This is a genomic window from Rhizobium sp. USDA 4016, assembly GCF_056279705.1.
The window spans coordinates 39,571-64,876 of the sequence record NZ_JBWCCY010000003.1 but is presented as its reverse complement, the minus strand read 5'-3'; the positions used below and the strand labels follow the sequence as shown (position 1 = coordinate 64,876).

Below are 25,306 nucleotides of genomic sequence, written 5' to 3'. Positions count from 1 at the left end.
TCCCGGCAGATCGAGGTGAGCAACTATGATTCCGTCGGTTCGATGGAGACGAATGTTGCGGACGGCTTCACTTTGGTCGCTGTGGGCGACCTTATTGTGTCGCGAGCGCTTACAAAAAGCCACCATCCGGGCTTGGACGCAATCGTCGACATTCTCCAAGGTGCTGATGCTACGTTTGGCAATCTGGAAACGAACATCTTTGATAGCCGATGCTTCACGGGAAGTCCCCAAGCCGAATATGGCGGTGCGTATCACGTCAGCCTGCCGAATGTCGGACCTGATTTGAAGGCAATGGGCTTCAACATCGTAAGTTACGCCAACAATCATACGTTCGATTGGGGTGTTGCAGGCATGCGAGAGACATGCGGGGCACTCGATCAGAACAAAGTTGTTTATGCAGGTGTGGGCGAAAATCTTTCGCAAGCTGGCGCCGCTCGCTTTGTCGAAAGCCCGCGTGGTCGTGTGGCGTTGGTGTCATTTGCTTCGACGTTCACGCCGATGTCCCGTGCATGCGATCCCGTCGGTGAGGCTCCTGGCAGACCAGGGCTTAACGCTCTTCGATTGACCAAGAGCGTCGTCGTGGCGCCCGAGATGCTCGCGAGTTTGAGGAGCATACGTGATTCCCTCCCAAACTACAGGCAGCGAGGTGATGAGGATGCCAACAAAGTCGAACTTGCTGGTGTAACCTACAAAGCGGGTGAGAAAGCGGGCTACAGCTATGAAACGCACCCCGGCGACGTCGCCAACGTTCTGCGCAATCTAAGACGGGGTAAACAATTCTCCGACTTCTGCATCGCCACTAACCACGGGCACGAACCAGGAAATTGGAGCCAGGAGCCGGCCGATTACGAAAGAGCCTTCGCACACTCGCTAATCGATGCCGGGGCCGACGCGTACATCGTGCATGGACCCCATCAATTGCGAGGAATTGAAATCTACAGAGGCCGGCCAATTTTCTATAGCCTTGGAAACTTCATAATGGATGATCTCCGGACTCCCGTGGGCGCCGACATGTTTGACGCTTATGATAAAGACCCGCGGGCTGATACGGATGCCGAGGTCACTGTTGCCGAGATGGCATCAGGATACCAAACAGCCCCAGGCTTTAAGGATCCGGTCTTCTACGAAAGCATTGTGACCTCAAGCCGCTACCAAAAAAACAGACTTGTGGAACTGCGGCTCTACCCGATCGAATTAGGTCACTCGAAACGGTTTGCCAACCGTGGAATTCCAAGCCTCGCCCCCTTGCCAAAAGCCCAATCCATTCTGGCGCGTCTTCAAAAGCTCTCGGAGTCATTTGGAACCGAGATTGCTATTGAAAACGACGTCGGAGTTATCAGGCCGTGACTGCCAAATCTGACCAAGGCAGCATTTTCACAAGGCTTCGGCGGACGTGTCAAACTTACAACTATCTCTGGCAAGCGACACCCCTAGAGTATCTAGTCCACCGGACATTTGCGTTCTTTGAGAAACATGGCGATCATCCATTTTTGTCTCTGCCTGGAAGTTTTGTGCGCCGGTTGGCATCCAAGCGTGCAGCTTTACAGCGTGTCATGCGGTGCTTTCGCCGAAAGCCTCTCCGACAAAGCCCACAAAGCTGAAATTTCGCAGAACAGGTGTGTGACGGTACCGCCGTCAAAGAAACTAAGTGGAGGATACTGGAATGAGTAAGTCGAAGCCAATGGCTGAGATGGCTCCACCCCAAAGCCCGGTCGAGGCGCTTGCGAGAGAGGCGGCGCGCGCACTACCACTTACAAGCTTTTACGACTCGCCGGCCGATTTGGCGGAAAGTAAGCCGGGCACTCTGCTGCGTAAAGAAAGCTATGGGGGTTACATTCTTCCCGAGAGCGCGAGCGCGCCGGCCCTGCGAATCCTCTACGGTTCGCGGAGCGCCGAGGGAAGAGAAGTGGCTACATCGGCCGTGGTCTTGAAGCCTGCGGGACAGCCGCCCCATGGGGGCTGGCCGATAATCGGCTGGGCACACGGCACAACAGGGTGGGCAAGGCAATGTGCGCCGTCACTCATGAAGGATTACTATAGCCGCAATGAATTTTTCGCCCAGATGCTGAATGCAGGCTTCGCCATCGTTGCGACTGATTATCGCGGACTCGGATCCGAAGGTCCGCACCAATACAGCGGCATCGCCCTCGCAAGCGACGTTGTCTACTCGATAAAGGCTGCCCGAGTTGCCGATCCGGACCTCGGCAGGCGCTGGGTTGCGGCTGGCCACTCGAGAGGCGGGGTGGCCGCCTGGAATGTGGCGGCACTACAGCACGAGTTGAAGGACCCTGACTATCTGGGCGCGGTTTCCGTCGCGGGTGGCATGCAGAAGGATCAGGCAGTTGCGATGATCAATGCGCAATCTGATCCCAACGAGGGGGGTGGCATCGTTACGATAGCCTGCGACGTGAAGTCAGTCTTCCCCGAATTCGATCCTGCGAGCATGCTAACCGACGCTGGCCTCAAGCACTACGCGGATGTCACGACCAAGGGCTGCACTTGCTACGCCGAAGCCTGCTACGCTGGCGTGGCGCCGAGCACATTGTTGAAACCGGGCTGGGCGGACCTGCCGGAGGTCCTTGGCTGGTTCGCCGGGTTTGTGCCCGGTGAGAAGCCGATCCGGGGGCCAATCATGGTCATCACTAGCCCGGGCGACACCGCCGTGCGCTCGGACGGGATCGAGGCGACCGTAAAGCGGATCTGCCGCACGCATCGGGAAGTGACCTTCCTCTCCTATCCCCACCTCGACCACAGCCAAGTTATGGCTCAGACGGTCCAAGAACAGCTTGCCTGGATCAAGGATCGCTTTGCCGGCAAACCCGTACCGGGGAATTGCCCCGATTGACCGGCTGTTCAAGTCGCAATCCCAGCACTGGAGCGCCTTCAGCTGTCGGTGCGTGCGGGAGGCATCATCCTTGCCGCCGACGCTGCCTCTTGCTGTGTTGACAAGGACCGCGCTTGGCTTGCATCGCCGCAAGCGCTTTGCGGTCGATCAGCCCTGTTGTCTCGGCCGTTAATGGGCAGTTCAGCGTGATGACGTCCCCCTTGGCGAAGATCTCGTCGAGGGCGGCAAACCGGGCGCCTAGGGCTTCCTCCTAGGCCGCCGGCAGCGGCGTTCGCTTGGAATAGAGAATGGTACAGCCAAAGCCGCTCAGCAGGCGTGCGACATTTTGGCCGATGGCACCGAAGCCGATGATGCCAACAGTCTTGCCGGACAGCATGAAGGACCCAGATGTCCAGCGACATCGGCCGCGTTGCGCAGAGTGAGCCGGTGCCGGAGCGCGATTTAGTCGTCTGACGGCGGTTTTGCTTCCTTTGGCAGGGCACTACCGAGATTGACGCGATCCGGGAGTGCAAATGGTCGTCCTTTCCGCCGTAAATGATCGATAGAGCCTCGCGATGTCAATATCCTGCATCCTTCCGAACAAAAATGCACAATCCCTGCAGGCCGACATGCCAAATAGCTACCGAGACGGTGTTCAGGACAACTAACCTCCATAAGTCTGCATCGGAAATATCGCAGCCTGAGAGGAAGCAGTAGTGAGCATCAATATCAAGGACATTAGCGAAAAGGACCGCAACGCGGTCCTGCAGACCGCTGACAAACCCGTCGATTTTTCGGCGGGTTTGTTTTTGCGGATTGCGGTTTTTGGTCGGGGTTATATTTGCGGGGTGGAAGAAGGGCTCATGCCCTCACGCCAGGCTTGGTTTGGGAGCCTTTGTGAGAGCCATTGCGATCTTTTTGATGTTCTGGGCGGCGGCGGCCAGTAGGCACTGGCATGCGACGCGGGTGAGACTTCGGAAACGGGCATAGCGGTGCCCATGAAGTTGCTTGGCATCGGCAAACGAGCGTTCGACCGTCTCCTTTCGCCGCTTGTAGATTGCCTTGCCCCAAGGAGTCAGGCGGTGGGCGTCGGTCCGCTCGCGGGCGTCTTGCCAGACATGGCGGGTGATGGTGCGTTCATCCTTGGCATTGGCAGTGCAGGAGGCCAACAACGGGCAGTCGCCGCAGATGGCCGGATCGGAGCGGTAGTGCCGATAGCCGTTGCGGTCGGTGGTGGCATAGGCGAGCAGTTGGCCTTCGGGGCAGCGGTAGCCGTCTATCTGAGGCTCGTAGACGAACTTCGACTTGCGCATCATGCCGGGCTTGGGCGGGGTCGGATTGCGGTAGCCGGTGACCCCGAGGATGGCGCGGTCCTCAAGACCCTTGGCGATGCCGGACGTCGCATAGCCGGCATCCAGGCCAACCGCGCCGACCTCGAAGCCGAACCGCTCACGCTGCCGGTCCAGCCGGTCGAGATAGACGATACTGTCGTGCACATTGGCAGGCGTCACATGGGTATCGGTGATGATGGCAAGCTTACCGTCCACCGTGCGGTGATCGAGATAGAAGAAGCCCTTCGGCTTGCCGTCGCGCACCATGTAGCCGCTGTCAGGGTCGGTGCGGGAGACTTTGGTTTCCTTCACCTCCGGCTCGCGGTCCTTTTGCTTCAGCGGCTTCTGGTCGTGAAGCGCCCGCTCGGTCTCGATCGCCCGGTCAAGATCGGCCCAATAATCGGCGCGCGACTTCTCGATCATCTGAAGATCGTATTTGCCCTTGTTGGCATTCGCCTTCAAATGCGTCGAATCCGTATAGAGCACCGTGCCGTCGACCAGCTTGTGGGCGATCGCCTGCTCGACGATATGATCAAAGATGTCCTGGGCGACGCGCGTGTCGTTGAAACGACGCCGGCGGTTCTGGGAAAGCGTCGAGGCGTCAAACACACCATCCGTCAGCTTCATCTGCAAGAACCAGCGATAGGCGACGTTGACCTCGATCTCGCGCACAATTGCCGCTCCGATCGGATGCCGAACAGGTAGCCAATGAACAAAGCCTTGAACATCAAGGTCGGATCGAGCGGCGGGCGGCCATTGTCGGCGCAATAAAGCCCGGCAACGCGGTCATGGATGAAGGAAAAGTCGATCACCGCATCGATCTTGCGAAGCAGATGATCCTTCGGCACGAGACTGTCGAGCGTCACCATCTCGAGAGCCGTCTGGGAAGGGGCAGGTTTCTTCAACATGTCCCACTGAATCACAAACCCCTGAGCGATGCCAGATCCTATGAGGAGGTGGATAGCGGGCCGCGCTGTGGCAAAGTGAGGGTCGCTAAAACATCTCACACTGGAGGCCAGCATGCCGGTTGCAGCACACCACCCCGAAACGCCGACCGCTATCCACACTGATCTTCGCGCAATTTTCGTCTCGATGGAACTCTCCCGCTCGAAATGGCTGGTCACCTCGCTGTCGCCGGGTGGCGGCGAGAAGATGTCCAAGTATTGGGTGGAGGCCGGCGACATCGCCGCCCTGCTGGAACGGTTTGCCGAACTCAACAGGAAGGCCCAGGCGCGGACGGGACGATGCTTTCCGATCATCGTCATCCAGGAAGCTGGGCTCGACGGCTTCTGGATCCACCGCGTGCTGGAGGCGGAGGGGATCGAGAGCCACGTCGTCGATCCCGCCTCTATTGCGACCTCGCGCCGGCGGCGGCGGGCCAAGACCGACAAGATCGATGGCGAAGCGCTGGTGCGCGCGCTGCTCGCCTATAAGCGGGGCGAGCCGCGCGTTTGCGCCATGCTCAGGGTACCGACACCTGAGGAAGAGGACCGCCGCCGCCTTGCGCGAGAGCGCAAGGTCTTGACCAACGAGCGCGTAAGGCACGTCAATCGCGTCAAGGGCCTGCTGTTTGCCCAGGGCGTGTCCGGCTACGAACCACTGCGTCGAGACCGGCGCAAGTGCCTTGAGGAACTGAGGACCGGCGACGGGCGTCCGCTGCCTGTCCATCTGAAGCGGCAGATTGGCCGCATCCTCGACCGGCTGGAACTGCTGATCGAACAGATCAAGGCGATCGAGGCTGAGCGCGACGCCATGCTGGCGGCCCAGCAGGGTGCTTCATCGGCGCCGAGCATGCTACTCGCTCTGAAAGGTATCGGACCGGAGTTTGCCGCCGTGCTGTGGTCGGAAGGCCTGTCCCGCCACTTCGACAACCGGCGACAATTGGCTGCCTATGCGGGCCTGGTCGCAACACCGTGGAAGAGTGGGGCGATTGATCACGAGCAGGGCGTGTCGAAATCCGGCAATCCTAGGCTCGTGCCCGTCCATAAACGGTAAACTGCTGAAATTATTGTAGGAATCGCGATATCTCCGCGGGCAAAGCCCGGCGGTTTCAGGTATACTTTAGATCAAGCTACTGATTCTAAAGACAAACCCGTAACCGCCGGAGCCGACAATGCGCCAAGAACGCACCGTCCAAGCCAGTGTATTCGATCTTTTCGCCGAACACGAGATTGGTCGTGAACTGAAGGCGATGTCGCAATGGCTGGATGAGCATGGCGATCTGCTCGGGCTGGTGACGCGGGACCTGCGCCGGCATGGTCTGAAGGAGACCGGTCGCGAGGGGCTGCCGGCCGAGGCTGTGCTGCGCTGCGCGCTGCTCAAGCAGCATCGCCAGTTGAGTTATCAGGAACTGGCCTTCCATCTCGAAGACTCCGCCTCGTTTCGGGCCTTTGCCCGGCTGCCGTGGGGGTGGAATCCGAAGAAGTCGGCCTTGCACAAGACGATCAGCGCGATCCGGGCGCAAACCTTTGAAAAGATCAACCAGGTGCTACTGGCGAGCGCCCGGCAGGAGAGGCTGGAAAGTGGCAAGGTCGTGCGTGTGGACAGCACCGTCACGGCCGCACTGATCCACGAGCCGAGTGACAGCAGCCTGTTATGGGACGCTGTCCGGGTGATGGTGCGGCTGTTGCAGCAGGCCGATGCACAGGGTCGTGCCATCCCATGGCATGACCACCGTCGCGCGGCAAAGAAGCGGGCTCGGGCGATCGAATATACCCGCGGCCGCCCGAAACGGATCAAGCACTACCGCGAACTGCTCAAGATCACGCGCACGACCTTGAGTGATCTGCAGCAGGCGAGTGAACAGTTGCCCCTGGCGACGGGCCCGGGCGGCGAACTGTGGCAGGCCCAGCACCGCCACTACCGGCCGCTGATCGAGCGGATCATCGCCCAGACCGAACGGCGGGTCCTGGCCGGGGAGCCGGTCCCGGCCGGCGAGAAGCTGGTGAGCCTCTTCGAGCCGCATGCCGACATCATCGTCAAGGGCAGCCGCGACGTCGACTACGGCCACAAACTCAATCTGACCACCGGCAGAAGTGGACTGATCCTCGACCTCGTCATCGAAGCCGGCAACCCGACCGACAGCGAGCGCTTCTTGCCGATGCTGGAACGCCACATCGCTTTTTACGGCGAGCCGCCGCGTCAGGCCGCGGCCGACGGCGGCTATGCCAGCCGCGAAAATCTGAATGGAGCCAAAGCCCGCGGCATCCGCGACATGGCCTTCCACAAGAAGCGCGGCCTCAGCATCGAAGACATGGTCAGCAGCCGCTGGGTCTATCGCAAGCTCAGAAACTTCCGCGCTGGCATCGAGGCCGGCATCTCTTGCCTGAAACGCGCTTATGGCTTGGGGCGCTGCACCTGGCGGGGGCTCGACCACTTCAAGGCTTATGTCTGGTCCTCGGTGATCGCTTACAATCTCGCCCTCTTTGCCCGCCTCAGGCCGACCTGACACCCCTCATCCGGCAGCGTTCAGAGCACACCCGGCGAGCGGCGGCCGATACCTCATGACCCATTGCCGCCAGATCGCGCTTCGCGCCATAACCTGCAGGGTTCTGTGCCATCACCCGTCCCAACAAACATCCTTCAGTGGACAAGCAACTTTGAAAACCCCAGAAAAACAGGCGTTTATGGACGGGCACTAGGCTACGAACGACGCTCGTTCAGCTTGCCTGGCTGTGGGTGCGCCATCAACCGCAATCGGCGCTCACCCTATGGTTCAAAGAGCGGGTGAAGCAGAACAACGGGCGGCTGAAGAAGACGCTGATTGTGGCGCTTGCTCGCAAGCTGCTTGTGGCGATGTGGAAATACATCAATGCCGGCGTCGTCATCGAGGGAGCGGCCATGACGACTGCCTGATGCGTTAGCCATCAAACTGAATTCTGCCATCTTCCGGGACCTGATCAGTCCCGGCGGATCCAGGTGGGACGAACCGAACAAACCCTTGGCTTGAAATGCCGCCTGTCCAGAAGGGTTTCGTCCTCCTGAGCCCTTGCCCCGTCGCAAGCGGGATGTTGGTGCGCGCTGTTTCGAACGGCGACCGTATATAAGGTGGATCTGGCTCGGATAAACGGGCCGGTCATGCCATCGGGCTCAGACCATGGATTCCGCAATGGACAAACCAGGAGAAGTGGAAATGTTGCCCTGACATCCCCGTTCCGCCTTGACCTTCCTCATATAAGGGGTTTGTCAGCAGTCTGACGGACCGCAACGCGGTCCTGCATCCTTTCACGCAGCTTAAGGATTTCGCGACCGGCAAACTTGGAGAACCGACGATCGTCGAGACGGGCAAGGGGATCCGCATCCAGGACGCCCATGGCAACCAGCTGATTGATGGCTTTGCCGGCCTCTATTGCGTCAATGTCGGCTATGGTCGCACGGAAGTCGCCGAAGCGATTTCCCGTCAGGCCTATCGTCTTGCCTACTATCACTAGTATGCCGCACACACGACCGACGAGCTTGCAATCCTCTCCGATCGCCTTGTGAAAATGGCATTCGGCAAGATGAGCAAGGTGTTTTATGGCATGTCCGGCTCGGACGCCAACGAAACTCAGGCCAAGCTCGTCTGGTACTACAACAACCTGCGCGGCAAGCCGACGAAGAAGAAGATCATCTCGCGGGAACGGGGCTATCACGGCTGCAGCGTGGTCTCCGGCTCAATGACCGGCATGAGCTTCTACCACGACCACATGGACCTGACGCTGTCGCAGATTGTCCATACAGGCGTGCCGCACCATTACTGGGGTGCCAACCCCGGTGAGACTGAACGCGAATTCTCTGCACGACGTGCTGCTGAACTCGACGAACTGATCGAGCGCCTCGGCCCCGACAATGTCGGGGCGTTCATCGCAGAGCCTGTCCTTGGTACCGGCGGCATCACGCCGCCGCCGGAGGGCTATTGGGAAGCAATCCAGGGTGTGCTCAAGAAGCACGATGTCCTGTTGATCGCCGACGAAGTCATCACCGGCTTTGGCCGCACAGGTTCCATGTTTGGCTCCCTGCACTACGGCATTGAACCCGATCTGATCACAGTCGCCAAGGGCCTGACCTCGGCCTATTTCCCGCTCTCCGCCTCAATTGTGGGCGAGAAGGTCTACAAGGTGATGGAGGATGGGGCGGATAAAGTCGGTGCCTTCTCGCACGGCTACACCTATTCCGGCCACCCGATCGGTGCGGCTGCGGCCAACGCGGTTCTCGACATCGTTGAGAAGGAAGACCTGCCCGGCAACGCCCGCGAAGTTGGCGCTTACTTCCAGGCACAGCTTAAGGAGAAGTTCGCGCAACTGCCGATCGTCGGTGAAGTGCGCGGCGTTGGCCTGATGGGCGCCATCGAGTTTGTCGGCGACCGCGAGAACAAGAAGCGCTTTGATCCATCGCTGAAGGTCGGCGCCCGCGTCTCCAAGGCCGCCCGAGACCGTGGCCTCATCGCCCGCGCTATGCCGCACGGCGACATCTTGGGCTTTGCGCCGCCGCTTGTCACCACCAAGGCAGAAGTCGACGAGATCGTCTCCATTGCTGAAAAGGCGGTTCGCTCGGTGATGGACGACCTCGCTCGCGACGGCCAGAAAATCTAGGTGATCGGCGGCCGGCAAACTCGACCGCCATGCAAGCTCAGGTCTCATTCGTCCGCCGTGCCAAGTGGAGCTCGGCGGCGGCCGATGGGCCGTGCATTGTTCGAGAGAATTAACCGCCGCGCATGCTGGCGCAACATCAGGGAAGGGAAGCTGGCGTTATGACCGCTGCCAAACTGCATATCACCTCCGGCTTGTCGCCTATATCGGTTTACAGTTCCTACGATGGGTCTCTTTTGGGATCGATCGACCCGACGGACGCGAGCGAAATTGGCGAACTCGTCGCTCGCGCCAGACGTGGGGCTGAGCTTTCTCGTGACTTGCCGAGCACCAGCGGGCGAGCATTCTTGAAGCCGCGGCGCAAATCGCCGAACGCCGTCGCGACATCTTCGCCGAAACCATCGTTCGCGAAGCCGGAAGACTCGTTGAAGCTTTCGGCCGAGGAGGCAAAGCGCAACGCCGGTGAGATCGTGCCTTTCGATGCCTACGTAGGATCAGAACAGCGCCAGGGCTGGTTCACGCGCGAGCCACTTGGCATCATCGTCGCCGTCACCCCATACAACGATCCGCTGAATCTGGTCGCCCATAAGCTTGGTCCTGCGATCGCCGGCGGCAACGCCGTGCTACTGAAACCATCGAATTTGACGCCGTTTTCCACGATCAATCTTATCGAGGCCCTATTGGAGGCGGGCTTGCCTCAGGAAATCATAACCGTCGTCCACGGCGATAGAGAGCTGGTTACAGCCCTGGTGTCCGCTCGGGACGTGCGTATGGTCTCTTTTACCGGCGGCTTCGCTACCGGAGAAGCCATCAGCCGCAAAGCTGGCTAAGAAACTCGCGATGGAGCTCGGCGGCAATGCTCCGGTCATCGTGATGAACGACTGCGACTTCGACAAAGCGGTTGAAGGTTGTGTGTCCGGCGCCTTCTGGGCAGCAGGCCAGAACTGCATTGGCGCACAACGTGTTCTTGTGCAGGCTGCGCTTTACGAGCGCTTCCGCGATGCATTTGTCGCAACCACGAAAAAGCTCAAAGCAGGCGATCCGTTGCTCGAGGGTACCGATGTCGGTCCCATGATATCGCAGCAGGTAGCCGAACGCACGGAAGGAGCCGTCAATGACGCCGTTGCTGCCGGTGCAAAATTGCTCTGCGGCCACAAGCGCGAGGGGTCCCTTTATCACCCGACGGTGTTGGAAGGCACGCCGACGACTTGCCGCCTGTGGCACGAGGAAGTGTTTGCCCCGGTCGTCATGCTTGCACCGTTTGAGAGCTCGACGAAGCCATCGAGCTTGCCAATGAGCCCGAATACAGCCTGCACGCAGGCATCTTCACCGGCAACCTGTCTGTCGCACTCGAAGCCGCAAGCAGGATCGAGGCCGGCGGGGTGATGATCAACGACTCCTCGGATTACCGCTTCGACGCCATGCCGTTCGGTGGCTTCAAATACGGCAGCATGGGGCGCGAAGGCGTTCGCTTCGCCTATGAAGAGATGACCCAGCCGAAGGTGGTTTGCATCAATCGCGGGTGAACGAGATCGCGGTGACGACCGGAAACGACTGCGGGTGTTTGGAAACCAAGATAACGAATTTGGGTGGCGCCTCGGCGTCGCAACAGAAGAACCTATGGGGGGAGTATGAACAAGATTTACGACAATCCGACGTCGGCGCTTGAGGGCTTGCTGTTTGACGGGATGTTTATTGCAGCGGGTGGTTTCGGTCTTTGCGGCATACCGGAATTGTTGATCGACGCGATCCGCGAGGCGGGCACCAAAGACTTGACCATCGCCTCTAACAATTGCGGCGTCGACGACTTCGGCCTCGGCGTGCTGCTGAAGACCAAGCAGATCAGGAAGATGATCTCGTCTTATGTCGGCGAGAACGCCGAGTTTATGCGCCAATACCTGAGCGCCGAACTCGAGCTCGAGTTCAACCCGCAAGGAACGCTGGCCGAGCGCGTGCGCGCCGGCGGCGCTGGCATCGCCGGCTTCTATACCAAGACCGGTGTTGGCACCGTCGTTGCCGAGGGCAAGGAACACAAGACCTTCGACGGCGAGACCTACGTGCTGGAGACCGGCATCGTCGCTGACCTGTCGATCGTCAAGGCCTGGAAGGCGGATACATCGGGCAACCTTGTCTTCCGCAAAACCGCGCGCAACTTCAATCCGCCGGTCGCCACCTGCGGCAAGATCTGCGTCGCCGAGGTCGAGGAGATCGTCTCGGTCGGCAGCCTCGATCCTGACCATATCCACGTGCCAGGGATCTACGTGCACCGCCTGATCCAGGGCGAGCACGAGAAACGCATCGAACAGCGCACCACGCGCGCGGCGGCTTAAGGGCGGGGAGGAGAGACACATGGCCTGGGACAGAAACCAGATGGCGGCGCGTGCTGCCCGCGAACTTGAAAATGGCACCTACGTCAATCTCGGCATCGGCATTCCGACGCTGGTCGCCAACTATATTCCCGACGGCGTCCATGTGACGCTGCAGTCGGAGAATGGCCTGCTCGGCATCGGTCCCTTTCCGACCGAAAACCAGATCGATGCCGATCTGATCAATGCCGGCAAGCAGACGGTGACGGCGCTGCCGCATTCGGCCTTCTTCGATTCGGCGCAGAGCTTCGCGATGATCCGCGGCGGCAAGATCGCGATGGCAATCCTCGGCGCCATGGAAGTGGCCGAGAACGGCGACCTCGCCAACTGGATGATCCCCGGCAAGCTCGTCAAGGGGATGGGCGGCGCGATGGATCTGGTTGCCGGCGTCAAGCGGGTGGTCGTCGTCATGGACCACACCAACAAGGCCGGCGAATCCAAGGTGCTGAAGGCCTGCACCCTGCCGCTGACCGGTAAGAGCGTCGTTGATCGGATCATCACCAATCTTGGTGGTCGAGCTCGCCGACGGTGTCACCGAAGGCGAGATCCGCAGCGCCACCGAGGCCACCATCGTCAACTAGGCCTGACGGTTGGTTGTGCAGGATACTAACGCTCTCCAAGTCTCCAGTCGCAAGCCTGCCGGCATTGACGACGTGAAACCCATCGACGTCCTTTTCCGGCAGGATGGATTGAATGATCGCATCGGAACTCAAGTGCTTCGGCAGCAGTAATTGTACCAGAATGCCATGAATGGAAGAATCGCATTGAGCGTGGACGAGGGCGACCAGATCTTCCTGCGTGGTTTCTTGTGGCAGTTTGAGCTGCACGAATGAAATCTGCATTCCTTGGCCATGCGGTTCTTAGCCCCGACATAGGTGTGGCTGGCTGGATCATCGCCGACAATGATTACCGCGAGACACCATTTTCGGTCTCCAGAACACAGGCGACGTCCTTCGCCTTGTCGATGTCCGAATTCGCGGCCCACTTGCCGTCGATACATATCGTCATCAGCCCATCCTCTCCGACTTGAAGGAGCCGGCGCTTGCGGGGAAGACAATCGTCTTGTTGCCGTTGATGAACGTGCGATGGTGAATATGGGCATGGATGGCGCGTGCCAGAACCTGGCTCTCGACATCGCGGCCGAGCGACACATAGTCTTCTGCCGACTGCGCATGGGTGATGCGGGCAACATCCTGTTCGATGATGGGGCCTTCATCGAGGTCGGCCGTCACATAATGTGCCGTCGCACCGATCAGCTTCACGCCACGCTCATAGGCTTGCTTGTAAGGGTTGGCTCCCTTGAAGGATGGCAGGAACGAATGGTGGATGTTGATGATCTTTCCCGACATTAACTTGCACAGCGCATCCGAGAGGATCTGCATGTAGCGAGCCAGAACCACGAGTTCGGCGCCTGTTTCCTCGACGACCAGCATTAATTGCGTCTCTGCTTGCGGCTTACTATCCTTTGTCACCTTGATATGATGAAACGGGATGTCGTGATTGACGACCACCTTCTGGTACGCAAGATGGTTAGACACAACGCCCACAATATCGATCGGCAGCGCCCCGATTTGCCAGCGGTAGAGCAGATCGTTCAGGCAGTGGCCGAAGTTCGAAACCATCAGCAGCACCTTCATGCGGTGACGGCTGTCGTGAAGCTCCCAGGCCATGGTGAATTTCTCGGCGATGGGCGAAAAGCCTTCCTTGATTTTCTCGGACGACGCGCCGCCATCGGAAATGAACGACACGCGCATGAAGAATTTGCCGGTGTCGAGGTCATCGAATTGCGTTGAATCAACGATGTTGCAGCCTGTGTCGGCAAGATAGCTCGAGATCGCAGCGACGATGCCTCGCGTCGACTGGCACGATACGGTCAGGATAAGGTTCTCCGTCATAGCTACTCCTGTCGATTTACAGCAAGCTGGCCGTGAAAGCGGCGCAGCGCTGCCTATCAATGGTGTTTGAAATCAGCAAACTCGGCGAATTCAGCCCACGGGCTTTCCGCAAAGCCTCGCAGCACCATCAGGAAGACGGAGAAAGCTGAGTAGCGCTGATGTGCTCCACGTCGTTCAGCATTGTATAGTGAAGGTTTTTTGAGCTAAATAGCATAGGAAAGACAACAAATGACAGGAATGAGCCATGAGCCCACAAGACACACGATTGACGCAGGCGATGGGATTCCTTCTGCTGCCCGACTTCGCGCTGATGTCCTATGCGTCGGCAACGGAACCGTTGCGTGCCGCAAACCTGCTTGCTGGCCAATTGCTCTATGATGTCAAATCGCTTTCCATAGACGGGGACCCCGTCGTAAGTTCGTCAGGTGCGATCATTCCGTGTCAGCGGCTCGATCGCTCGCCGCTGAACACGGTCTTTGTTTGCGCGGGCGGGAATCCATCAACCCTGGGCTCACCTGCGCTCTATACGGCTCTTCGTCAACTATCGCGCAGCGGCGTACGGGTGGGGGGTATTTCCGGCGGACCCTATTTACTGGCAGCGGCGGGATTGCTCGATGGGCGGGATTTCACAATTCACTGGGAGCATGCCGCAGCGATCATCGAAGCCTTTCCTCATCTCAATCCGAGACAAGCCCGCTTCGTGTTAGACGGAAACCGTATCACCTGCGGCGGCGGTGTGGCGCCCCTCGACATGATGCATGCGTTGATTTCCGAACGAATGGGCGCGGATTTTGCCCGGCGCGTCAGCGACTGGTATCTTCATACGGGGGTGGCGGAGCCGGCCGCACCGCAGCGCGCCTCGGCAGCCGAACGCTTTCACGTCAACCATCCCGTCCTGCTGAATGTCCTAGAAAAGATGGAGACGACGATTGAACGACCGCCGAATCGTACTTCGATGGCCGCTTACGCGGGGATTAGTCGGCGTCATCTTGATCGGCTTTTTTCTGAGCAGCTCAAAATGGGATATTTGGAAGCATCGCGGAAAATCAGGCTCGCTCATGCGCGACGCCTCCTGCAACAAAGTCCACTATCTATTTCCGAGATTGCCTTTGCGACCGGCTTCTCAAGCGCTGGGCACTTTACTCGTTGTTATGCAGCGATGTTTGGGAAAAGCCCAAAAAAAGATCGGCAGTGATGACGCGGAGTGAAGGTAGACGAGCGGATTGATGCAGTTCGTGCTCTTTATATTCGCGTTTGGGTTATGGTGATGATCGTTCCAAGCCGCATACTTGTCTCCGCGAAACTTATCTTCTCAGGTGCGGTCGCCGGGGCGCCATCCGCCTTGTCACCGGTCAAGCTCGCGCATGCCATCCCAAGCCCTGGGCCTTCGACAAAGACGAGCGGGCACTGTGCCGGTCACGACAAGTAGCTGTGCACAGAGGGAGTGACGTATCGGGCCTAGGAGGGGCCCGTGTCGACGCGCGGTTGAATGCACCATGTGTTGAACGGAGGCGGGGCGACGGCGAAAAAACGCAATGCCACAGTTCTGAAGTTATGCGCTTAGGCCTTTTTGCGTATGGAGAACATCCTGTAGGTCTTGCTCACATTAGGGTAGGTACCGGACCTTAGAAGCACGACGGCGAGATCGTTTGCGGTGATGATTTCCCAGAGAAGATCGTCCTGGCCACCGCTGGCAAAGCCTAGGAGGATGCTGCCAGACTCTGCGAGGAATTCTGGGCCTTCCGATAAGAAGCGGCTGAGCATTCTATAACCCGGATCGATAGCCCCTCGTTCGAGATTGCTCCTATACTCGTAATCGTCCGGCGCGAAGGTCGATGGAAAGTTCCAAAATATAAGATCGAATTTTCGGTGAGGCGGAATATTGCTAAAAATGTCGCTTTGGATTACCTCGGCATTCTGGATGCCGTTTCTTGCCGCATTTTCTAACGTGTTCGTCACCGCCTTAGGATTGATGTCACAAGCAAGCAGTGACAGCGCACCGAGTTTTGCGAGGTACAGTCCTGGGAGGCCGCAGCCGCAGCCGATCTCCAGGACCTTTTTCCCGGCAACAGGAGGAAAGTTCTCAGCAAGCCAACGCCAATTCAGGAAGTCTTGTGGTGAAAAGACCTCCTCGTTTACAGTCAACTCTAGTCCAAATTCGTGAATACGCAGAGGAAAATTGCGCTGCTGGCTGAGTTTGAGCCTCGTTCTTATCTGGTCAAGATCCGTCATATTCCTACTCTCCTCGTAGCCATAACAAATACTGCGAACGGTTCGCGCCCGGCTGGTAAGCTTCGTCATCGCAGAGAAACTCCCCCGGTTTATGTTATACTTCATCGGAGGTCCGGGTTTGATCTAAGTCAACTGGACGCTTGAATTTACCGACCAAGCTCTTGTTTTGTTGCGAGGCTGGTCCAACAGGATATAGCCTACACCGTCAGATAACGGGCTTTGCTAATGACTGTGCCATTATTGCGTCCTCTCTCGTCCCGAAGAAGACTGATGAGTGCGCCAAGGTCATTTGACACTGGTCCCTTTCATCGCGCTGGCGAACTTACGACAATTTGTGTTCGCCATCTTGTTAGGGGGCACGAAGCCGGCATGGACGATTTGCGCGAAAGCAGGCAGCGTGTTCAGTCGTTTTCGATGATATCCCGAGGAGTGGTTTGCCTTCAGGACAGAGACGGAAGTGGATCAGCTCGCCGCAGCGGGTCGTCAACGGACCAGTTCACGATGACGCTTGATACTCGAGGGCCATGCAGCGGAAGCCCCGTATCATTATGGTTCGGATAGCCGCTCCTTCCATGGCACTGCTCCCCGTGCGATTCGATGCAGACAAGGACCGAGCGGTGCGACAGCTCGATGCCTGCGTGCGGTTTCTATTTGAAGAGTCGCATGCGAAACAATTGTTGCAACGAATAGTAAAATGATCTATTTGAATCGCAATGCGTAGAGGGAGGCCTTAAATAATGCAGGGCGAAGACGTCAGACTCAACAGATCTTGCGTCGCTGATAGGAAGGGCAATGCACTCCCAGGTCAGCCGCTTGTTGCAGTCTCGGCTGATGTCGTTGAACTGTACAAATATCTGTGGCACGCGACACCCCTGCAGTATCTTGAGGCGGCGGTTGAAGGGGCAGGGGTATTTCCTTTGGTCGTTCCTTCCTTGGGCGACCGGCTTGATTTCGACCAGCTCTTCGCCTCTGTCGATGGCCTGATTGTCACGGGGTCTGGGTCAGGGGTGCATCCATCGCTCTATGGCGGTGATGCGAGCGAAGCAAACGGCCCGTATGATCCTGCTCGAGATTCAACCACGTTGCCTTTGATCCGCAAGGCGATCGACCAAGGGATTCCGCTGCTTGCGATCTGCCGCGGCCTTCAGGAATTGAACGTCGCACTTGGCGGGACACTGGCGACCGAAATCCAGGACCGCCCTGGCATGCTCGATCATCGGGCGCCGCCGAGCGATAGCCGCGATGCGCGGTTTGCCATCCGCCAAACCTTGACGATCAAGCCAGATAGCTGCCTCTCCGGCCTGATCGGTGCAGGCAATATCAAGGTGAATTCCGTCCACCGCCAGGCAATCGACCGATTGGGAGAAGAGCTTGAGGTCGAAGCGCGGGCTGAAGACGGAACTGTTGAAGCGGTGTCGGTCCGGAGTGCGCGCGCTTTCGCCGTGGGCGTCCAATGGCATCCCGAATACTGGGTAAAATCCGACGAACCATCCGCACGTATTTTCCGCGCTTTCGGAGGCGCGGTTCGCGCTCGCGCGGCCATCAGGCTGGGGATAACGGAAGCCGTCGAATGAACTCGCAAGGCTGGCACCTAGCAACAGTGAGCCCATCTCGACTCCACCATACGCATCCAAAAATGATCCTGAAAGTGATGTTATGACGAAATCTCCACTGTTCCCGCCGGTTGCCGTAGGCCCGTCAGCAGCGAGCGGCGCCTATGCTACGTCACAGGTCCGAAGCCAGATCGACATGACAAAAAAGGTACCCATATTCGACGGCCATGACGACTTCCTGTTCCGACTGCTCAAGGCGCCCGAGACGCGGGAAACGATGTGGTTAACGGGCGATGGAGCCGGTCATCTGGACCTGCCGCGCATGCGTGCCGGCGGGTTCGCTGGCGGCTTTTTCGCCCTCTTCGCCCCTTCGCCCAAGGAGGATTACGCCGGTTTCACGGACGCGATGGACAACCCGCCCTACGAGTTGCCGCTGCCGCAGGCGTTGAAGCTCGGACCTTCGCAAGAGAGCGTACTTGCAATGGTAGGGCACCTCTTCTGGATGGAGCGCGTCTCGCGCGGCGCCTTCACGGTGTGCCGTAGCGCTCGAAAGGTGCGTGCGGCGATGGCCGAGGACAGCATTGCTGCGATCATGCACATGGAGGGGGCGGAGGCTATCGACCCCAATCTTGACGCTCTTTACGCCTTCCACAAGATGGGTCTGCGCTCGATCGGGCCTGTTTGGAGCCGGCCGAACGCATTCGGCCACGGCGTTCCCTTTGCATTCCCCGCAAGCCCGGACATCGGTCCTGGCCTGACCGACGCAGGCAAGGCGTTGGTGAAGGCTTGCAACGAGCTCAAGATCATCGTCGATCTTTCACACCTCAACGAGAAGGGCTTTGACGATGTGGCGTCGATCTCGGATGCACCACTTGTCGCTACCCATTCGAACGCCCATGCCGTCACGCCTTTGAGCCGTAATCTCACCGATCGGCAGTTGGCCAAAATCCGCGAGACGAAGGGCATTGTCGGGCTCAATTTCGTCTCCGTTTTCCTACGCCCGGACGGCAAGCGGTCGCCCGATATCACATTTGAGCCGATGCTGAGGCATTTAGACCATCTGATAGACAAACTCGGAGAGGACCACGTCGGCTTCGGCTCTGATTTCGACGGGGCCACCAAGATGCCCGATCCAATCCACGACGTGACGGGGCTGCCGAGAATTATCGATGCCCTGCGCGACCATGGATATTCCGAGGAATTGATTGCGAAGCTCGCCCACGAAAACTGGATCAGCATTCTGGAACGCACCTTCGGCGAATAGGATGCGCTTGTGGGCGCCTCGCTCGATCCCGGCCCGCCGATTGGAGCGAGTTCCCTCCGACTGTTCAACATTATTCAACCAATGTGGAAAAGGAGGTCCGAAGGTTCGAAAATCCCATAGCTCGCGCCGACGGCGACGGCTCTTCTCGGTCGACTTGGCCGTAAGCGGTTAGCTGATGGCGTCAGGCCCGAAGTTCCAAGGCATAAGCGCCTCGAGCTCTGATACTGGCCAGTCTTTAGCAATGCGGGTCAAGGTCTAGGAAAGCCAGTCGAGCGGGTCGACGTTGTTCGTTTGCCGTTTGGAGAAGCGTGGCCAGCATCGCCCATGTCCGTCCACCGCCCTCTTGCAGAAATGGCTCGACGACATCGCACCAAAGGTTTTGCCGGACAGCAAGCTCGGCGATGCCGTGTCCTACACCCTGAACCAATGGGATTATCTGACGCGCTACACCGAAGATGGCAGGATGCCGATCGACAATAATCTTCTGGAGCGCATCATCAGAATCTTTACTACTATCACTCCTACGCCGCACACACGACAGACGAGCTCGCGATCCTCTCCGATCGCCTTGTCAAAATGGCGCCCGTCAAAATGAGCAAGGTGTTTTGCGGGATGTCCGGCTCGGACGCCAACGAGACCCAGGCCAAGCTTGTCTGGTACTACAACAATCTGCGCGGCAAGCCGACGAAGAAGAACATCATCTCGCGCGAACGCGGCTATCACGGCTGCAGCGTCGTCTCCGGCTCGATAACGGGAATGAGCTTCTACCACGATCACATGGATCTGCCGCTGCCGCAGATCGACCATACCGAAGTTCCGCACCACTACTGGGATGCCAACCCCGGCGAGACCCAACGCGAATTCTCTGCGCGACGTGCCGCCGAGCTTGACGAGATGATCGAGACGCTGGGCCAGGTACATAACCCTTGAGACCATGGCGCAAATAAGCGATGACCCCAAATCAGTCTGCCTGCTGTGGCAAGCTGATCTCTCTCCGGCCCTATGTCGAAAGCACGGCCATCAGCCGCGAGCTCCACCACTTCCAAGGGCACGATCTGGCACGTCCCTTGCGTTGATGGCGGCATTGACGTCAAACACCAAATTGAAGGAGACCGGAATGTCGCGTCAGATGAGGTTCGTAGCGTTTCTCATGGCGGGGCCAACTTGCCATCACCATGCGATGTGGCGCCATCCGCAAACAGAGAATCGGTTTCTTGACCCGGCATTTTGGGAAACGCTGGCGCGAACGCTTGAGGTCGGCAGATTTGACGGACTCTTTTTCGCTGATGCCTTGTGCTTCTATAACGAAACCATTATGGCGCGGGGTGGGCAGATGTCGCTGCTCGATCCTATTCCTCTTGTCGCGATAATGGCGCGGGCGACGTCGCGCATCGGACTCGGCGTGACAATATCGACCAGCGTCCAGGAGCCATATGCGGTTGCCCGCCTTCTTTCCTCGCTTGATGTGATGAGCGGCGGCCGGATTGCCTGGAATATCGTAACTTCCGCAGACGATCTGGCGGCGCAGAATTTCGGCAAAGATGCGCTCCTGCCACATGAGGAACGCTACGACCGCGCCGAAGAGGTCCTGAAAATCTTTCTCGACATGTGGAAGGGGTGGGCCGACGGCGCGCTCGTCATCGACAAGGAAAGCGGTGAGTTCATTGACGAGGCGAAGATGCACCGCACCGAGATTGCCGGGAAATTCGTCGGGTTGAGAGGCATGTTCACCGTTCCGCCGAGCCCTCAGCGGCACCCGGTCATCATGCAGTCTGGATCCTCCCCGCGTGGGCGCAATTTTGCCGCTAGTTACGCCGAGCTTGTCTTTACGCTCCAGCATTCGTTGCCTGACATGCAGGATTTCTATGCCGACATGAAGGATCGCATCGATAAGGCGGGGCGAAATCCGGACGACTGCGCCATCCTCGTCTCGGTGGATCCGATTGTCGGAGAAACGGAATCGATCGCCCGCGAGAAGCAGGCTTACATCAATGAAATGATCGACGCTCGCCTCAGCATCGCCCTCGTGGCGGCCCATACTGGTATCGACCTGTCGCGACACCCGTTAGAAAAGCCAATTAGCCACATTCCCGCGATTGCCGGCTCGCGCGGCTCCTTCGAAGTCTTCCTTGAAGGGACCGAGGCCAGCAATCTCACGCTCGGCGAAGCGGCGCGGCGTTTCACCACAAGCAAGCTTTGTCCCCAAGTCGTCGGGACGCCCGAGAGCGTAGCCGACAAACTTCAGGAATTCTTCGACAACAAGGGCTGCGATGGCTTCATTGTAACGCCCACCGAAATGCCCGGTTCTTTCGAGGCCTTCACGCGATCGGTCGTCCCGATCCTCCAGAAACGTGGAGTCTTCCGCAAGGAGTATCGGGGCTCGACACTGAGGGAAACGATCAAAACGTAATCAATGCGCCACATCTCTTCCACCTCTAGGAGGAATAGGAGATGAGTTTGAACAAGCGTCGCAACTTTCTTGCCAGGCTTGCCCTGCCGCTTACATCATCGCGTGGTCATCCTGGAGGCGCGCCCATCAGCCTACCGATCGACGAATTCACCTAAAATATAAATTGCAACGGGCAGCGCCGATGAGCCTCTCAACATGACTGTTCCTGCATCGAGTTCACTGTGCGTTTGATGAGCTGGGACAATTCGCCCCGCGTCAGCCAAATAAGCCAATCATCATCCTCGATGCATCGATCAGGTAAGTTCAGAACGGATCCATGTTCTTCTCTGTGAAGATAACCATACTGATCGGCCACTCCCTTTTCGATCAACCAAGTGGGAACGAGGGCATAGATGAAATCGGGTGACCATTTCGCCCACGCCAGTCCGAAAGCAACACCTGCCAGGGTACTGGGCAATCCCTGTCCCCTAAAATCATCTCGGAGCCACAAGTCGCCGTGATAAGCCACGATTCCGGTTATTCTCCGAGCGCTCGGGGCACAGCAAACGCATGAGGAGCCTGAGCCGGCATGTCTCCTTGGATCCGCGTAGCTTGCTTCCAGTGACTCGAGGTGCTCAGCCAAGTTGGTAGTCGTCAGATCGTCGACGCGAACGGCCTGAACATGCGCTACTTTGCCCGATCGGTCATGTCCGGCAATCCAAAACGCCCGGCTAGCTTCAAGTCGTGAACAATCCGGTCGGAAGTTCGGAAAAGTCGGCACTTTTCCAACAATACGTGCGGTGATTTCAAGATACTCTTCAAAGTCTTCACCCATTTTGAACCGCATGCCCGCTTTGCGGCCTATTTCATCAAACAGACAAACGTATTTCGATGCATCAAGACTTGTCGCATGTCGATCCATGATCAGTACCCGCCGTAGTCCGATAATGAAACTCAAAATAAGAGACAGAGCCATAGAATAAACTATCATGTCTTGTAGTTGAGCTACCGACGAGCCGACTTTTTTGGGCCACACAAGCTGCGCTGCCTAGTGTGCAGCGGCTAGCTTAGCTCCGCCCCGGCGAACCGAAGAAAAGCACGCTTGTGTGGCCGTGAACATCGCGTTGTCCTCCTAGCCAACTGGAGCGCCCGGGGCCGGCTTCTCGACAGATGGAATTGCAGTTCGAGGCCTGGAGGTGGAGCGGCTGAGACGAGATGGCGATAAGGTCCTCGGCGGTAGCTCCTTTTCGAGCACAAGCGCCGGTCAAAGATGACCGGCCGGGTTCCCGAAACGCTTCTTAGCCGCCATTCTGACCGTTTGCCCCTGGCCAGGTTCAATCTCTGCGGTACGCGGAAAGCACATCGGTCTGATCGAGTCGCTGGCTCACTCCGTTATCTCGAACGCCATCAAATGTCCTGAACCTGCCAGCACAATGTAATGTATCGGGTTTACGGAAAAGGTCTGGTACTTTTAATGTTTTGTTGTTAACTCAGCCACTTAGTTAGAGATTTCTATCTTGGCACGTCCCTTGCGTTTGATGGCGGCATTGACGTCAAACACCAAATTGAAGGAGACCGGAATGTCGCGTCAGATGAGGTTCGTAGCGTTTCTCATGGCGGGGCCAACTTGCCATCATCATGCCATGTGGCGCCATCCGCAAACAGAGAATCGGTTCCTTGACCCGGCATTTTGGGAAACGCTGGCGCGAACGCTTGAGGTCGGCAGATTTGACGGACTCTTTTTCGCCGATGTCTTGTGCTTCTATAACGAAACCATCATGGCGCGGGGTGGGCAGATGTCGCTCCTCGATCCTGTCCCCCTTGTCGCGATGATGGCGCGGGCGACATCGCGCATCGGACTTGGTGTCACGATATCCACGAGTTTCCAGGAGCCGTATGCGATAGCCCGTGTGCTTTCCTCGCTCGATGTGCTGAGCGGCGGCCGAATTGCCTGGAATATCGTGACGTCCGCAATCGACCGAGAGGCGCAGATTTTTGGCAAGGATACGCTCCTGCCGCGCAATGAACGCTACGACCGCGCCGAAGAGGTCCTGAGAGCGTGTATCGACTTGTGGATGGGTTGGGCCGACGGCGCGCTCGTCCTCGACAAGGAAAGCGGCGATTTCATCGACGCAGCGAAAATGCGCCGCACCGAAATAGCCGGGAAATATATCGGGGGAGGGGGCATGTTCACCGTTCCGCCGAGCCCTCAACGGCACCCGGTCATCATGCAGGCCGGATCGTCGCCGCGTGGGCGCAATTTTGCCGCCAGCTACGCCGAGCTTGTCTTTACGCTTCAGCATTCGTTGCCCGATATGCAGGACTTCTATGCCGACATGAAGGATCGCGTCGACAAGGCCGGGCGGCATCCGGACGATTGCGCCATCCTTGTCTCGGTGGATCCGGTCGTCGGCGAAACGGAATCGATTGCCCGCGAGAAGCAGGCTTATATCAATGAATTGGTCGACCCTCGCCTCGGCATTCCCTTTATGTCGGCTCACACCGGGCTCGATCTGTCGCGATACCCGACAGACAAACCAATTAGCGAAATCCCGGCCGAAGCCGGCTCGCGTGGCTCTTTCGATGTCGTTCTCCAGGGGACCAAGGCTAGCAATCTTACTCTCGGCGAAGCAGCCAAACGTTTCGCCACAAGCGAACTTTGCCCTCAAGTCGTTGGCACTCCTGAGAGCGTGGCCGATCAGCTTCAGGAGTTCTTTGAAACCAAAGGATGTGATGGCTTCATCGTGACACCAACCGAAATGCCGGGTTCTTTCGAGGCGTTCACACGATCGGTCGTCCCGATCCTACAGAAGCGCGGTGTCTTCCGTAAGGAGTACCCGGGCTCCACATTGAGGGAAACAATCAAATCATAATCAGTGCGGCATTTTTCACATCAGCGAGAAAGTTCACAGATGTGTTCGAATACCCGTCGCATCGTCAAATACCTTGTTGCGACTGCTATCCTTGCCTGCGCGACACTCTCCCTTCCGCCTCGTCTTTGGGAGTTGCGACGGCTCTTACGAGAACGACGGGCGTGAACATCGCAGTGGAAGAGATCGATGCGTCTGCGAGGCAGGCAGCTGGGACAGGTGATCGAGGTCGATCAGATCGACCCAAGGGGTTCAACTCGGCTAGTAAGTCTTCAAAGATCGGAGATGTAAGCCAATGGCGAGAAGATCATCCTAGTTGAAGGCGCAAGTAATGGTCTGCGGTTCGTGCAAGCGGCCCGGCGTCTGGGCCTTCATCTTCATCCAATTACCTTGTCGGCTGATCCAACTGGATTCGACTATCTTACTGCGGAAAGCGTTGAAGCGTTGAGGCAATCCGTGTCGATACGGACAATCTCGATGTACTGATCCGCGAATGTTCCCGGCTACGTGCGACATACGACATACGACATACGACATTGCTGGAATTACATCTCCCAAGGAGTCGGAAGCTCTGCCGGCATTTCAGTCTACCGGAACCGAACCCTGAATCGATTGAGAGGTGCTGCGACAAATTCGCTCAACGTCAGCTCCAAAGGCAGGCGTTCCACATCGTATATGTGGGTCTACCGGAGCGGCGAGGACAGTGACCAGCCGATCGTGCTGCTCGATTATCAACCAGGTCGTGGCCAGATATACCAGCAAGCCTTCCTCAGCGATTGCCGCGGGATCTTGATGAGCGATGGCTACCGCTTGGCGCACGCTGGAGGGTGCAACCCATATTGGATGCATGGCTCATTCGAGACGGCGCTTCGTCGACGCCCTCAAAGCCAGAACGAAAGGGGCGGACCGCCCGAGCAGGCGCTCCGGTTCTTCGAACAGCTCTATCGGGATGAAAGGCAAGTGCGTGACCAATAGTCTGACGACGGTGAGGCACAGGCCGACTGCATTCGTCGCT

The 25,306-nt window shown here is 58.0% G+C and carries 14 protein-coding genes and 11 pseudogenes; 18 read left to right on the top strand and 7 right to left on the bottom strand.

Annotated features, from left to right (window positions below; genetic code table 11):
* The first annotated feature begins 42 nt into the window (after nt 1-42).
* Entirely contained in the window at nt 43-1,347 is a 1,305-nt protein-coding gene (locus ACZ9DP_RS13360) for a CapA family protein (protein ID WP_476202757.1), read from the top strand.
* 316 nt (nt 1,348-1,663) lie between these two features.
* On the top strand, nt 1,664-2,845 hold the full coding sequence (locus ACZ9DP_RS13355; RefSeq protein ID WP_476202352.1) for an alpha/beta hydrolase family protein: 1,182 nt from the start codon (nt 1,664-1,666) through the stop codon (nt 2,843-2,845).
* A 64-nt stretch (nt 2,846-2,909) separates the two neighbouring features.
* On the opposite strand, the pseudogene ACZ9DP_RS13350 reads toward ACZ9DP_RS13355, so the two are convergent.
* Both ACZ9DP_RS13350 and ACZ9DP_RS13345 read right to left on the bottom strand, forming a co-directional pair.
* Nucleotides 2,910-3,248: pseudogene (locus tag ACZ9DP_RS13350) on the bottom strand (NAD(P)-dependent oxidoreductase); the annotation flags it as partial.
* Nucleotides 3,249-3,693: 445 nt separating this feature from the next.
* Nucleotides 3,694-5,063 (bottom strand): IS1182 family transposase gene (locus tag ACZ9DP_RS13345; protein ID WP_476202350.1). Its coding sequence is split into 2 segments (ribosomal slippage): nt 3,694-4,829 and nt 4,829-5,063, totalling 1,371 coding nucleotides; the frame shifts between segments, so codons are not numbered across the junction.
* A gap of 112 nt (nt 5,064-5,175) precedes the next feature.
* On the opposite strand from ACZ9DP_RS13345, the pseudogene ACZ9DP_RS13340 reads away from it, so the two are divergent.
* The 7 genes and pseudogenes from ACZ9DP_RS13340 to ACZ9DP_RS13310 form a co-directional block, all read left to right on the top strand.
* A pseudogene (locus ACZ9DP_RS13340) lies at nt 5,176-6,129 on the top strand (IS110 family RNA-guided transposase); the annotation flags it as partial.
* Nucleotides 6,130-6,268: 139 nt separating this feature from the next.
* Nucleotides 6,269-7,603, top strand: coding sequence for an ISNCY family transposase (locus tag ACZ9DP_RS13335; protein ID WP_476202348.1), 1,335 nt, complete (start codon nt 6,269-6,271; stop codon nt 7,601-7,603).
* Nucleotides 7,604-7,794: 191 nt separating this feature from the next.
* Nucleotides 7,795-8,010: pseudogene (locus ACZ9DP_RS13330) on the top strand (IS110 family transposase); the annotation flags it as partial.
* A 338-nt stretch (nt 8,011-8,348) separates the two neighbouring features.
* A pseudogene (locus ACZ9DP_RS13325) lies at nt 8,349-9,725 on the top strand (aminotransferase).
* Between the two features lie 158 nt (nt 9,726-9,883).
* Nucleotides 9,884-11,248 (top strand): annotated as a pseudogene (locus tag ACZ9DP_RS13320) (aldehyde dehydrogenase family protein).
* Between the two features lie 105 nt (nt 11,249-11,353).
* A complete protein-coding gene (locus ACZ9DP_RS13315; protein ID WP_476202347.1) occupies nt 11,354-12,052 on the top strand; it encodes a CoA transferase subunit A in 699 nt (232 codons plus the stop codon).
* Nucleotides 12,053-12,071: 19 nt separating this feature from the next.
* Nucleotides 12,072-12,669: pseudogene (locus tag ACZ9DP_RS13310) on the top strand (3-oxoacid CoA-transferase subunit B).
* A gap of 14 nt (nt 12,670-12,683) precedes the next feature.
* Here the strand turns inward: ACZ9DP_RS13310 and ACZ9DP_RS13305 are convergent.
* Nucleotides 12,684-13,096, bottom strand: a pseudogene (locus ACZ9DP_RS13305) (tetrahydrofolate dehydrogenase/cyclohydrolase catalytic domain-containing protein); the annotation flags it as partial.
* Entirely contained in the window at nt 13,096-13,983 is an 888-nt protein-coding gene (purU, locus tag ACZ9DP_RS13300; protein ID WP_476202345.1) for a formyltetrahydrofolate deformylase, read from the bottom strand. The pseudogene ACZ9DP_RS13305 and the gene purU, both read right to left, overlap by 1 nt.
* Nucleotides 13,984-14,227: 244 nt before the next feature.
* Between purU and ACZ9DP_RS13295 the strand changes: the two genes are divergently transcribed.
* The gene (locus tag ACZ9DP_RS13295) at nt 14,228-15,178 is read left to right on the top strand and encodes a GlxA family transcriptional regulator (protein WP_476202344.1); all 951 of its coding nucleotides are present in this window, start codon (nt 14,228-14,230) and stop codon (nt 15,176-15,178) included.
* A 365-nt stretch (nt 15,179-15,543) separates the two neighbouring features.
* Here the strand turns inward: ACZ9DP_RS13295 and ACZ9DP_RS13290 are convergent, their stop codons facing one another.
* The gene (locus tag ACZ9DP_RS13290; RefSeq protein ID WP_476202343.1) at nt 15,544-16,215 is read right to left on the bottom strand and encodes a methyltransferase; all 672 of its coding nucleotides are present in this window, start codon (nt 16,213-16,215) and stop codon (nt 15,544-15,546) included.
* Nucleotides 16,216-16,952: 737 nt separating this feature from the next.
* On the opposite strand from ACZ9DP_RS13290, the gene ACZ9DP_RS13285 reads away from it, so the two are divergent.
* Both ACZ9DP_RS13285 and ACZ9DP_RS13280 read left to right on the top strand, forming a co-directional pair.
* Nucleotides 16,953-17,789 carry a gamma-glutamyl-gamma-aminobutyrate hydrolase family protein gene (locus tag ACZ9DP_RS13285; protein ID WP_476202342.1) on the top strand — a complete coding sequence of 279 codons (837 nt, stop codon included), beginning with the start codon at nt 16,953-16,955 and terminating at the stop codon, nt 17,787-17,789.
* A 169-nt stretch (nt 17,790-17,958) separates the two neighbouring features.
* On the top strand, nt 17,959-19,032 hold the full coding sequence (locus ACZ9DP_RS13280) for a dipeptidase (protein ID WP_476202756.1): 1,074 nt from the start codon (nt 17,959-17,961) through the stop codon (nt 19,030-19,032).
* Nucleotides 19,033-19,200: 168 nt separating this feature from the next.
* Here ACZ9DP_RS13280 and ACZ9DP_RS13275 read toward each other — a convergent pair.
* Nucleotides 19,201-19,375: pseudogene (locus ACZ9DP_RS13275) on the bottom strand (transposase domain-containing protein); the annotation flags it as partial.
* On the opposite strand from ACZ9DP_RS13275, the pseudogene ACZ9DP_RS13270 reads away from it, so the two are divergent.
* From ACZ9DP_RS13270 to ACZ9DP_RS13260, 3 genes and pseudogenes are all read left to right on the top strand, one after another.
* Nucleotides 19,376-19,546 (top strand): annotated as a pseudogene (locus ACZ9DP_RS13270) (IS66 family transposase); the annotation flags it as partial.
* A pseudogene (locus ACZ9DP_RS13265) lies at nt 19,537-19,944 on the top strand (aminotransferase class III-fold pyridoxal phosphate-dependent enzyme); the annotation flags it as partial. The pseudogenes ACZ9DP_RS13270 and ACZ9DP_RS13265, both read left to right, overlap by 10 nt.
* Nucleotides 19,945-20,149: 205 nt before the next feature.
* Nucleotides 20,150-21,442, top strand: a complete 1,293-nt coding sequence (locus tag ACZ9DP_RS13260; RefSeq protein WP_476202341.1) for an LLM class flavin-dependent oxidoreductase — start codon at nt 20,150-20,152, stop codon at nt 21,440-21,442.
* 190 nt (nt 21,443-21,632) lie between these two features.
* Here ACZ9DP_RS13260 and ACZ9DP_RS13255 read toward each other — a convergent pair whose 3' ends face one another.
* Complete coding sequence (locus tag ACZ9DP_RS13255) at nt 21,633-22,397, bottom strand: hypothetical protein (protein ID WP_476202340.1); 765 nt, start codon at nt 22,395-22,397, stop codon at nt 21,633-21,635.
* A 604-nt stretch (nt 22,398-23,001) separates the two neighbouring features.
* Between ACZ9DP_RS13255 and ACZ9DP_RS13250 the strand changes: the two genes are divergently transcribed.
* The 3 genes and pseudogenes from ACZ9DP_RS13250 to ACZ9DP_RS13240 all read left to right on the top strand — a co-directional run bounded on the left by ACZ9DP_RS13250 (nt 23,002) and on the right by ACZ9DP_RS13240 (nt 25,266).
* Nucleotides 23,002-24,294, top strand: a complete 1,293-nt coding sequence (locus ACZ9DP_RS13250; RefSeq protein ID WP_476202338.1) for an LLM class flavin-dependent oxidoreductase — start codon at nt 23,002-23,004, stop codon at nt 24,292-24,294.
* 303 nt (nt 24,295-24,597) lie between these two features.
* A pseudogene (locus ACZ9DP_RS13245) lies at nt 24,598-24,953 on the top strand (ATP-grasp domain-containing protein); the annotation flags it as partial.
* 13 nt (nt 24,954-24,966) lie between these two features.
* Complete coding sequence (locus tag ACZ9DP_RS13240) at nt 24,967-25,266, top strand: IS66 family transposase (protein WP_476202336.1); 300 nt, start codon at nt 24,967-24,969, stop codon at nt 25,264-25,266.
* The last annotated feature ends 40 nt before the right edge of the window (nt 25,267-25,306 follow it).

What these genes read in the sequence shown, in the direction of transcription:
- ACZ9DP_RS13360 (WP_476202757.1), top strand. Translation starts at nt 43, where the DNA reads ATGGAGACGAATGTTGCGGACGGCTTCACTTTGGTCGCTGTGGGCGAC.
- ACZ9DP_RS13355 (WP_476202352.1), top strand. Translation starts at nt 1,664, where the DNA reads ATGAGTAAGTCGAAGCCAATGGCTGAGATGGCTCCACCCCAAAGCCCG.
- ACZ9DP_RS13335 (WP_476202348.1), top strand. Translation starts at nt 6,269, where the DNA reads ATGCGCCAAGAACGCACCGTCCAAGCCAGTGTATTCGATCTTTTCGCC.
- ACZ9DP_RS13315 (WP_476202347.1), top strand. Translation starts at nt 11,354, where the DNA reads ATGAACAAGATTTACGACAATCCGACGTCGGCGCTTGAGGGCTTGCTG.
- purU (WP_476202345.1), bottom strand. Translation starts at nt 13,983, where the DNA reads ATGACGGAGAACCTTATCCTGACCGTATCGTGCCAGTCGACGCGAGGC.
- ACZ9DP_RS13295 (WP_476202344.1), top strand. Translation starts at nt 14,228, where the DNA reads ATGAGCCCACAAGACACACGATTGACGCAGGCGATGGGATTCCTTCTG.
- ACZ9DP_RS13290 (WP_476202343.1), bottom strand. Translation starts at nt 16,215, where the DNA reads ATGACGGATCTTGACCAGATAAGAACGAGGCTCAAACTCAGCCAGCAG.
- ACZ9DP_RS13285 (WP_476202342.1), top strand. Translation starts at nt 16,953, where the DNA reads ATGCAGGGCGAAGACGTCAGACTCAACAGATCTTGCGTCGCTGATAGG.
- ACZ9DP_RS13260 (WP_476202341.1), top strand. Translation starts at nt 20,150, where the DNA reads ATGTCGCGTCAGATGAGGTTCGTAGCGTTTCTCATGGCGGGGCCAACT.
- ACZ9DP_RS13255 (WP_476202340.1), bottom strand. Translation starts at nt 22,397, where the DNA reads ATGGCTCTGTCTCTTATTTTGAGTTTCATTATCGGACTACGGCGGGTA.
- ACZ9DP_RS13250 (WP_476202338.1), top strand. Translation starts at nt 23,002, where the DNA reads ATGTCGCGTCAGATGAGGTTCGTAGCGTTTCTCATGGCGGGGCCAACT.
- ACZ9DP_RS13240 (WP_476202336.1), top strand. Translation starts at nt 24,967, where the DNA reads ATGTGGGTCTACCGGAGCGGCGAGGACAGTGACCAGCCGATCGTGCTG.